At 64.7% G+C, this 9,077-nt stretch carries 8 protein-coding genes and 1 pseudogene; 2 read left to right on the plus strand and 7 right to left on the minus strand.

From position 1 onward, the window contains the following. The coding region (locus ACIQ6O_RS08990; RefSeq protein ID WP_396207447.1) for a cytochrome c peroxidase at positions 1-1,559 on the minus strand (1,559 nt) is incomplete at its 3' end. Between the two features lie 79 nt (positions 1,560-1,638). Further along, positions 1,639-3,111, minus strand: a complete 1,473-nt coding sequence (locus tag ACIQ6O_RS08995; protein ID WP_396207448.1) for an alkaline phosphatase PhoX — start codon at positions 3,109-3,111, stop codon at positions 1,639-1,641. Positions 3,112-3,353: 242 nt separating this feature from the next. Here ACIQ6O_RS08995 and ACIQ6O_RS09000 point away from each other — a divergent pair, with 242 nt between their 5' ends. Further along, entirely contained in the window at positions 3,354-3,827 is a 474-nt protein-coding gene (locus ACIQ6O_RS09000; RefSeq protein ID WP_396207449.1) for a ubiquinol-cytochrome c reductase iron-sulfur subunit, read from the plus strand. A gap of 297 nt (positions 3,828-4,124) precedes the next feature. Next, positions 4,125-5,384, plus strand: a complete 1,260-nt coding sequence (locus ACIQ6O_RS09005) for a hypothetical protein (RefSeq protein ID WP_396207450.1) — start codon at positions 4,125-4,127, stop codon at positions 5,382-5,384. 42 nt (positions 5,385-5,426) lie between these two features. Here ACIQ6O_RS09005 and ACIQ6O_RS09010 read toward each other — a convergent pair whose 3' ends face one another. The 5 genes and pseudogenes from ACIQ6O_RS09010 to ACIQ6O_RS09030 form a co-directional block, all read right to left on the minus strand. Then, a complete protein-coding gene (locus tag ACIQ6O_RS09010) occupies positions 5,427-6,233 on the minus strand; it encodes a VC0807 family protein (RefSeq protein WP_396207451.1) in 807 nt (268 codons plus the stop codon). A 70-nt stretch (positions 6,234-6,303) separates the two neighbouring features. Continuing rightward, positions 6,304-7,026, minus strand: coding sequence for a DUF2461 domain-containing protein (locus ACIQ6O_RS09015; RefSeq protein ID WP_396207452.1), 723 nt, complete (start codon positions 7,024-7,026; stop codon positions 6,304-6,306). A gap of 40 nt (positions 7,027-7,066) precedes the next feature. Further along, positions 7,067-7,891 carry an alpha/beta hydrolase gene (locus tag ACIQ6O_RS09020; protein WP_396207453.1) on the minus strand — a complete coding sequence of 275 codons (825 nt, stop codon included), beginning with the start codon at positions 7,889-7,891 and terminating at the stop codon, positions 7,067-7,069. A 20-nt stretch (positions 7,892-7,911) separates the two neighbouring features. Next, positions 7,912-8,898 (minus strand): 2-hydroxyacid dehydrogenase, encoded by a 987-nt coding sequence (locus ACIQ6O_RS09025; RefSeq protein WP_396207454.1) that lies wholly within the window; start codon positions 8,896-8,898, stop codon positions 7,912-7,914. After that, positions 8,895-9,077: pseudogene (locus ACIQ6O_RS09030) on the minus strand (serine--glyoxylate aminotransferase); the annotation flags it as partial. The pseudogene ACIQ6O_RS09030 and the gene ACIQ6O_RS09025, both read right to left, overlap by 4 nt.

Below are 9,077 nucleotides of genomic sequence, written 5' to 3' on the forward strand. Positions count from 1 at the left end.
CGCGGCGTGCCGAGCACTTCCACTTCCGACTTCTGATACATCGGGGGCACCGTGCCGTTCGTGAGCGGCAGGAAATGGCATGTCGCGCACTTCCCCTTACCCACGAACACGTTGAAGCCGGCCCGCTCGTCAGCACTGATGACGTCCCGTCGGCCGCGCAGTGCGAGATCGACGCGCGAATCGAGGCGGGTGAGGCTGCGCTGATAGGCCGCGAGCGCCGAACGGATGCGGGCGGGAGTCACCGCGGTGTCCGCGCGTACCGCGAACGCGGCCCGGAATTGGGACGAGAGCGAGGTGTCGCGGGAGAGTCGGCCGGCGATGAGATCGAGGCTGCCGTGCATTTCGTCGACGTTCTCCACGACATCCGTCACCTGATCTTCGAGATACGTGGTACGCAGGTCCGAAAACACACCGAGTTGGAGGCCGCTGTTGATGACCGTGGGGGTATTGCGGGCGAGCGGTGCGCCTCCGCGGGCCCGGTTGACCTTCAGCCCATCGGTGAACGCCTTCTCCGGCAGATGACAGGAACTACATGCGCGCGCGCCATCACCCGAAAGGCGCGTATCGTGGAACAGCTGGCGACCGAGCGCGACCTGTGCAGTCGTCGGCAACGTCGCATCGAGTGGCGCAAAGGCCAGAAGATCGAACGCGGCCGAATCGAAGAGACTCATCGCGTCGACACGGAACGCCCGTTTCTCAGTGGGGACGCTAATGCCTAGCGCGACGCGCGCATCGTGCAGTGCCTTCGCCAGCGGATTGGCGTGATCGACGATGAAGGCGAAGTGATCGAACGAGTCTCGCCCCTTTGAAGCGCGTAGCATGCCGCGGGTCGCGTGCATCAGGGAGTCGAGGGCGGACCATGTCGGCGTGACCGTACGATATGGCGTTAGTGCCCGTTCGACCCCCTCGAGCGCCGCGTCGGCCTCGGTGAGTGACAGCCCCGCTACCGGCGAGTCGAATCCCGTGATACCGAGGGCCACGATGCGGGCGATCTCCAGCTTCGCCGCGTCCCACACATGGGCATCGGTCGATTGCTGCGGAGCCAGCATCGTTTGCGCACGAGTGACGATCGACCGTAGGGTCTCCGTCTCGCTTTCCAGTGCCGCCCGTTCGCCAAGCGGATCGTCGCCGAAGAGCGCTTCCTCAATCACCTGAAATCCGGTGGGCGGTATCACCGCTTCCGGCCCTTCCGTCTCCTCGACTTCCGGCAGCGCCGGGCCGTTCATGCCACGCGCCGTCGACGGGTAGTAGTACTCGAGCCCGACCTCGACGTGCTTGAACGCGGTGCGTGCATCGACGAAAGCCCGCCGCGCCTGTTCGGCCTGCTCGGCCGTTGCCATGACGTGCACAGCAGAATCGAGGATGGCGACACGCTGGGCGAGTGTGTCCACCTGCGCCTGCCACGTGCGAATCGTTGCCTGCGCTCGAGGGTCGAGACCGGTCTCGCTACCGGCCGGTCGTGTACTCGTGGTAGATGCCGCGCCGGGTCGATCGGCGCATCCGGCGCCGAAGGCGAGCACAATGACGAGCAGAGTACGGATACAGCGATGATGATTCATGAGGAGGGTCTGGAAGCGATGACCGGCCCGGAGCGACGCTCCGGGCCGGTTTACCGTCATTGATTCAGAGGCAATGCACTCAGCGCGGCAGACCCTTCACAATCACCATCATGCTGGCCTGGTTCTCGGTCGGACGGAGCGTTCCGCCGTCCACCCCGCGGTACTTGTCGGCACGCCACGAGTGCGGCTGCAGGGCGATCACGAACGTGTTCGGCTGCCCCAGCTGCGTCGACACGTCGATCATCGCGCCATACTCCCAGCCCGCCTTGCCCGCCGGACGTGCGCCCACCGCGTTGTACAACGCGGCATCGGCCTGCGTACGGCGGTGATCCAGCTCAAGCACCGGCTTCAGCTCACGCGTGGCGATGTTGTACTGGTAGATGTAGGCGTCGTGGGTTTCGTCGCCGTAGCCGTTGTCGTCTTCCTGCAAGTAGACGTAGTTCTGGCCGACGTACACGTTGTCGAGGTTCTGGAACAGGCGCGCCGCGCTGGTGGGCGACTTGTCGTCACCGTCGGCGATCAGTTCCAGCGTGCCCTGCAGCGGGTTGCTGGCATCGAGACGCAGGCGATACGCACGGCCGTACTTGGTGCGGCTGTAGTCGGCGTTCACACCCGTGTTGTTCTGCCCCGTCGCCACGAAGTAGATCTCGCGGTTGTTGGCCTCCGATCCCTTGCGGTAATCCACGTCTTCCACGCGAGCGAAGCGAATGGCATTGAGCGTCGCGCCCGCCTGATTGATCTGGCGGCCCGTCAGCGTCTTCTGGTTCTGAATCTGACGGAACTGCACGGGATACGACTGACCGACCACCATGTCGCGCTCGCGCGTGTTGTTGTCGGAGCGGGCCAGCACGTACAGATTGCCATTGTCGAGGTCGCCCACCGTGTTCGACAAGTACATCGCGACCTGACCACCTTCGGCACCCGAGTCATCGTCACCGATGATCACGACGGTACGATTCGGGAAGGCCACCTTCGGCAGCGGCACGGCGTTTTCGGTGTTGAAGCGTCCAAACGCCGCCAGGTACTTCGGCGTGTTGGCCGGGCCCGACGGATCGACGGCGAGGATTTCCGACTCCTCGCTGCTTTCGCCAGCCGTGAGGAACGCGCTGAAGCCGTGCTCTTCGACCGTCGCCAGCGTCGCCGAGCACAGGCGATAGCGGCCGGCGGTGGAGTTCACGACGTAATCACCAGAAATCGGCTTCAACTCCTTGTCGAAGCGCACGCGCGAGACCGCGAAGTTGTCTTCGTGGTTGGTGAGCAGCGTGAAGCTGCCATCAGTGTTGCGAATGAATCCGGCACCGTCGGCCGAGCCACCGAACACGAAGTTCGGGGTCGCGGTGAGGCGATCATCCGAGCTCACGAGGCTGAAGATCTCGACACCGGTCGTGAGCGACTTGATCAGCGCCGGCGTGACCGACTGGTTCTTGAGCGCAACGGGCGCGATGGTTTCGTTCGGCGTATTGATGCCGCTGGTATCGTCGCCGCATGCAGCGACGAAGACGCCGCACGCGGCGGCGAAAGCGAGACGGGAGCTACGAATGAACAGAGACATGGTGCGGGCGTCTGGTTGAGGGAAACCCACGCGGCCCTCCGCGTGTTGCGACACCAGACATACGCCGGGCTGTGTCTCTGAATGCACGCGACGGTGTCACGCGCGTGTCACGCGACCGCCACATCAATGCACATCGTTTCATCCCGTTCCTTCTCGTGGCATTCAGCACCGCTGTCCAGACGTTCGGGTCCGAAATCCGCGCAACGTTCATGACACATCCGTTACTCAGCGACCGAGCCACCATGACTGCACCGATAGACCGTCACCGTCGTGACCTGCTTCAGGCGGCGCTCTGCGTGGCGTTGTGTCCCATCATCGAGGCGTGCGGCGAATCGACGCCCCCCAGCGCGCCCGTGCTCGAGTTCGCGGATGATGCCGCGATCGTGCGCGGCAACGAGGTCGAGATCGATGTTGCGCGGGTCCCGCAGTGGCGCGCGCCAGAGGTAGGCGAATCGGCAGTGGTGTTCCTCACGGCACGCGTCATTGTCGTGCGTCGGCCACGCGACCGGTTCAGCGCGTTCTCCGCCAACTGCCCGCACGCCGGTTGTGGCGTGTCCGTCGTTCGAAGCAACGAGCTGCTGTGTCCGTGCCATGGGTCCACGTTTTCCTTCGACGGTGCGCGACTGGCCGGTCCCGCGCCGGAGGGGCTCACGGCCCTCTCGGTGACCTACGACGCGGCGACCCGGCGCCTGACCGTTCGGCGTGCGAGTGCCTGAGGAAGGCGGGTAGACGACCGGGCAACCGACCCTGGCAACAAGACCTCCCGTGAACCCTTTCGGATAGTGGTGCGTAGTTCTGTCAGCGGCAGCGTGTCCGCATGCCGTTACATCTGCATTTCCACTCAGGACCGAGATTTTGGTCCGCGGCTACTAGTCATCATGCTTTCGTCCAAGTCCGCCGCGTTTTGTGTCGCGGCGTTTTTGCTGTGCGGCAGTCCCGCGCCCGTTTCGGCGCAGGCGCCGGCGTCTTCGAGGGGGCAGCCCCCTGCGACGATCGTGCTCCCGGACAGTGTCATGCAGAGCGCTTTGCGGGTCTTTCTCGACTGCCAGGGCGGGGTACGCGGCTGCGATCGCACGTTCTTTGTTCAGGAAATGGGCTATGTGAACTGGGTCCGTGACCGGTTCGACAGTGACGTGCATCTGCTGCTCACCTCGCTCAACGCGGCGAACGGCGGGCGTCAGATCACGGTCAATTTCCTGGGGCAGAAGAACTACGCCGGCAAGATGGATACGCTGGTCGTCACTACCCTCCCCAACGACGCCGATGACGTGGTGCGCCGCAATCTGCTGCGCACGTTCCAGCTCGGGCTCGCCCCGTTCGTGGCCCGCACCCCCATCGCCACCCGCCTGCGGGTGGGGCTGATGAACGGCGTCACCGCCCCCACGCTCAACGCCCGTTCCGCCAAGGACCGCTGGAACCTTTGGCTGTACCGGGTCGACGGCAACATCAACGCGTCGGGCGAACAGCTGGTGAAGACGACCAATCTGTCGACATCACTGTCGGCGGCCCGCACGACTGAGCAGTGGAAGATCAACATCGGCGGAACGGGCAGTTACAACGAGCGCGACTTCAAGGTGTTCGTCCCCAACGCGACGACACCCACCAAGCGCGATACCGTGTCGGTCGTGGTGCTGCAGCGGGCATCCAACGTCAACGCCCTCTTCGGACGCACCATCAACGCGCATTGGACCGCCGGCCTCAAGGTGTCTGGCGGTTTCAGCGAGGTGCTCAACCAGAAGCTCGCGATGCGTCTCTCACCAGCCATCGAGTACAACTATTTCCCGTGGAGTGAAGCCACGCGGCGGCAGCTCACGGCCCTCTACTATGTGGGTCCCAATCACTATCGCTATTACAACTCCACGGTGTTCAATCAGATCGCGGAAACGCGATTCAATCACACGATGCTGCTCGCACTCACACAGCGGCAGAAGTGGGGCAACACCAACCTCACACTCGAAGGCTCGCAGTATCTGCATGATCCCAATCGCAACCACGTGACGCTCTCGGGCTTTGTGGACCTGCGACTGGGACGCGGCTTCTCGCTCAATTTCCGCGGCTCGGCCTCACGCGTACGCGATCAGATCTACATTGCGGCGAACGCGCAATCGGAGCGTGACATCCTCACGCAGCGCCAGCAGCTCCAGACCAATTTCCGCTACAACGTGAATGTAGGGGTCGGCTACACCTTCGGCTCGATCTACAACACCATCGTGAATCAGCGGTTCGGCAATCTGGGCGAGTTGGGACGTCGCTTCGGTTCCTTCGGCGGCTGATCCCCAGCGTCATCCGCCGCGAGAACGCGGGGCGAGTACGGTTCAATTGATGCCGAACTCGCCCCGCGCCTGCTTACGGGCTCGCACATCCACCGCGCTGTTGGACAATGAGCTGCCGTCACCGCCGCCGGCGAGCGCGGCCTCGCGCTGCTCGAGCAGCGTCCAGAACTCCGCGCTGTCAGCTTCCTTCTCGCTTCCGCCCGGCAGCAGGGCGTACATCGCCTTGTACATGAGATTGAAGGCGTAGAAGAGCGCCAGCATGTCGGGGAGCACGAGCACGATGCGGGTGATGGCGTTGACGTTCGCCACCTGATCATTGAAGACCGCCGTATTGAACGGCGCCGTGACCATCTGCACGTTGATCACGTAGTTCACCGCACCGGCCAGCAGATTCGTCACGCCGATGAGGAGCGCGGCGCGACGCATGGCGCCATGCACCGCGGGCTCATCGAGCAGCCGGTGCATCTGCCCCTCACGCTCCGGCGTATCGGGGTCGAGCCCCTGCAGCGCAATACTGCGCGTCACCGGCGTGCCGATGAACGCCGTGAGCCCGAACACCACGAAGGCGAGCAGGTAACTCGCGCTGTCCTTGAAGGCGAAGAGCGCGCCATCCACGTACCAGAAGGCAAGGGCGCCCCGCATGATCGCCGACGCCCCACCATAGGTCGTGATGAAGTTGAAGCGGCGACTGATGACGAAAAGGTCGAGCAACACCCACGCCACCGGCACCAACGCGGCCGCGAGATACGCGGGCAGCGTTCCCAACGGGGCGGTGCCGTATTTCAGGATCAGGACCGGCGCGGCGGCGCCGATCAGGATGTCCAGCGTGAGCTTGAGCGACTTCGACATGTGCCGGGAATCTCGCCGAGCCCGGTGCCCGGCGGTACCCGGCACACCGGAATGGATACGCGCAATTCCCTCAGAGACGGCTGGAATGCGGCCGCAGCCCCAACGCCTCGTTCAGCCAGCGTACGAACGGGGTCATCGCGGCATAGTGCTTCGCCAGGAGCGCCGGAAGCTTCGGGCTGGTGATCTCCTCGTCGGTAAGCGGCGTGCCGGCGGTGAAACTCTGGTACCGGAGCCACGCCGCCGCCGGGTGATCGGGCGCGTAGCCGCGCGGTACCCGGGTGAGCATCCCCTCCGTATCGAGATCGCCGAAGCGCTTCCGGAACCCCCGATCCCTCACGATCGCGTCCCAGCCCTCGGTGTCATCCACGAGCGACTCCCGAATCTTCAGAAGCGCTGGCCTCGGCGGCATCCAGATTCCGCCACCGCAGAAGCACTCGCCCGGGGTGATGTGCAGGTAGAACCCCGCCCCGCCGTGCACCGCCTCGCTCTGCATGCGCGTGCCGATATCCCGATGGAAGAACCAGCACGCCACGTGGGTCTTGTACGGCGACTTGTCCTTGCTGAAGCGCACATCGCGATGAATGCGGAACGCCGACTTCTTCGGCGAACCGATGATTTCGGGGGCGATGCTGGCGAGCTGCACATCCATCTCTTCGATGAGCGCCGCCAGCGGCAGCTTCAGCTCCTGTTCGTACTGCGCCCGGTGTGCTTCGAACCAGTCCTTGCGGTTGTTCTTCTTGAGCCCACGAAGAAACGTGAGCGCCTTGGGCGAAAAGCTGGTGAAGCTGTCCATGGTGGGCGAGAGCGAATGGGAGACCGTCGGATCGCCGCAACTACGAGGCGGGGAAGAGAAAGCGCAGGAAGAGGCCGGTCCGTTCCCCCCACGCACGTTCGTCGTGCAGCGCCCCGTCCGCCTCCACATACGCGAGATCCCGACCGAGCTGCCAGCCTTTCCGCAAAAGCATGCGAGAGAGCAACCGTGTGCCCTTGAGCATGCGCGTTTCGCCGGTGCCCACGTCCAACCAGATCCGCAAATCCGGACGATGGCCCTCGGCCGCCAGCTGCCGCACGATCCAGCGATCGTCCCACCACACGCTCGGACTCAGCAAACCGAGCTTGCCGAACACCGCCGGATGGGTAAGCCCGAGATGCAGGCTGAGCAGCCCGCCAAGCGAGCTGCCAGCCACCGCCGTGTCACGCGCAGTACGCCGTGTGCGCCAGGTGTGATCCACCCACGGCTTTATCTCGTACACAAGCATCTGGCCATACCGATCGGCCATCCCGCCAGCATCGTGCATGTTGTCGCGCGTGGGCGTGTACTCGTCGATGCGATCGCGCCCGGCGTTGCCGATGGCCACGATGATGATCGGCTCGATCACGCGCGCATGGGTGAGGGCACGCGCGGTGGTATCCACACCCCACTGCACTCCGAACGGCGACAGGGGCAGGTCGTCGAACACGTTCTGCCCATCGTGCAGATACAGCACCGGATAGCGCCGATCCGGCTCCTCGTGATAGCCCGGCGGCAGGCATACGATCACATCGTGCGACTGCGGCAGAAACCGCGAGCGGATGTCGGGAAAATGCAAGAGCGACCCCGCCGCCACGAAGGCGGGCGGGGTCGGATGCAGGTCAGGATCGAGGCCGGCGTGGTGCACAGCGGGAGTCTAACGACCCCTCACACCACCCGGTCGGGCAGCCCTTCCCCGGCAACGAACGCGTCCACATTGCGGAGCGCACGCATGCCCATGTTGGTGCGCGTCTCGATAGTGGCGCTCCCGAGATGTGGCACCAGCACCACGTTCTCGAGCTCCATGAGCTCAGCGCTCACACTCGGTTCGAATTCGTACACGTCGAGCCCCGCCCCGGCAATCCGGCGCTCCTTGAGTGCACTCGCGAGCGCGGCCTCATGCACCACATCCCCGCGCGCCGTGTTGATGAGATACGCGTGCTCGGGCATGAACGACAACGTCTGCTCGTTGATGAGATGCCGCGTTTCGTTCGTGGCCGGGCAATGCAGACTCACGACATCACTGCCGCGCAGCAACTCCTCGAGCGTGCTGACGCGCTCCGCGTTCGCCGGTCCAGCCGTTGCCGGATCATCGATGCGCGGATCGCGCGGCGCATGCCACAGGATCTTCATGCCGAACGCCTCGTGCGCAATGCGCGCCACCGCGCGGCCGATGCGGCCGTACCCCACGATCCCGAGCGTCTTGCCGCGCAGCGTGCGCCCCAGCATGAACGTGGGACGTAGCCCACCCCACGCGCCGCTGCGCAGATGGCGCTCACCTTCGCCCAGCCGGCGCATGATCATGAGCATGAGCCCGATCGCCACGTCGGCCGTGTCGTCGGTGACCACGTCGGGCGTGTTGCTCACCGCGATCCCGGCGCGGCGCGCCGATTCGAGCGCGATATGATTCACGCCCACACCCACGTTGGCGAGCAGCTTTGTGCGGATGCTGGTCGTGTCGAAGATGCCGGGGTGCCACTTGTCGGTCACCGTGGTGACCACGATGTCCGCCTGCTGCAGCACCTGCACCAACTGTTCGGGCGTGAGCGCCACATCGGTGCGATTGAAGAGCGCGTCGTATCGCTCCGCGATCTCCGCCTCCACCGCCGCGGGCATCTTGCGTGTCACCACCACGCGCACGTCTTTCGTGTTCACGCCTGCACCCGCCACTCGGCCAGTGCTGCGCCCACGCCGCTCCCGAGCGTGATGTCGAAGCCGGCGTCGACCAGCGCCATCTCTACTCCGGCCAGCGCGCCAGCGAGGGTGAGCGCGTTCATGTCGCCGAGGTGGCCGATACGGAACACCTTGCCGGCCACTTCACTGAGTCCGCTGCC

Source organism: Gemmatimonas sp. (assembly GCF_044345575.1).
GTDB lineage: Bacteria > Gemmatimonadota > Gemmatimonadetes > Gemmatimonadales > Gemmatimonadaceae > Gemmatimonas.

Excerpts from the sequence above, each read along its gene's own strand:
- ACIQ6O_RS08995 (WP_396207448.1), bottom strand. The coding sequence starts at position 3,111 with ATGTCTCTGTTCATTCGTAGCTCCCGTCTCGCTTTCGCCGCCGCGTGC.
- ACIQ6O_RS09000 (WP_396207449.1), top strand. The coding sequence starts at position 3,354 with ATGACTGCACCGATAGACCGTCACCGTCGTGACCTGCTTCAGGCGGCG.
- ACIQ6O_RS09005 (WP_396207450.1), top strand. The coding sequence starts at position 4,125 with ATGCAGAGCGCTTTGCGGGTCTTTCTCGACTGCCAGGGCGGGGTACGC.
- ACIQ6O_RS09010 (WP_396207451.1), bottom strand. The coding sequence starts at position 6,233 with ATGTCGAAGTCGCTCAAGCTCACGCTGGACATCCTGATCGGCGCCGCC.
- ACIQ6O_RS09015 (WP_396207452.1), bottom strand. The coding sequence starts at position 7,026 with ATGGACAGCTTCACCAGCTTTTCGCCCAAGGCGCTCACGTTTCTTCGT.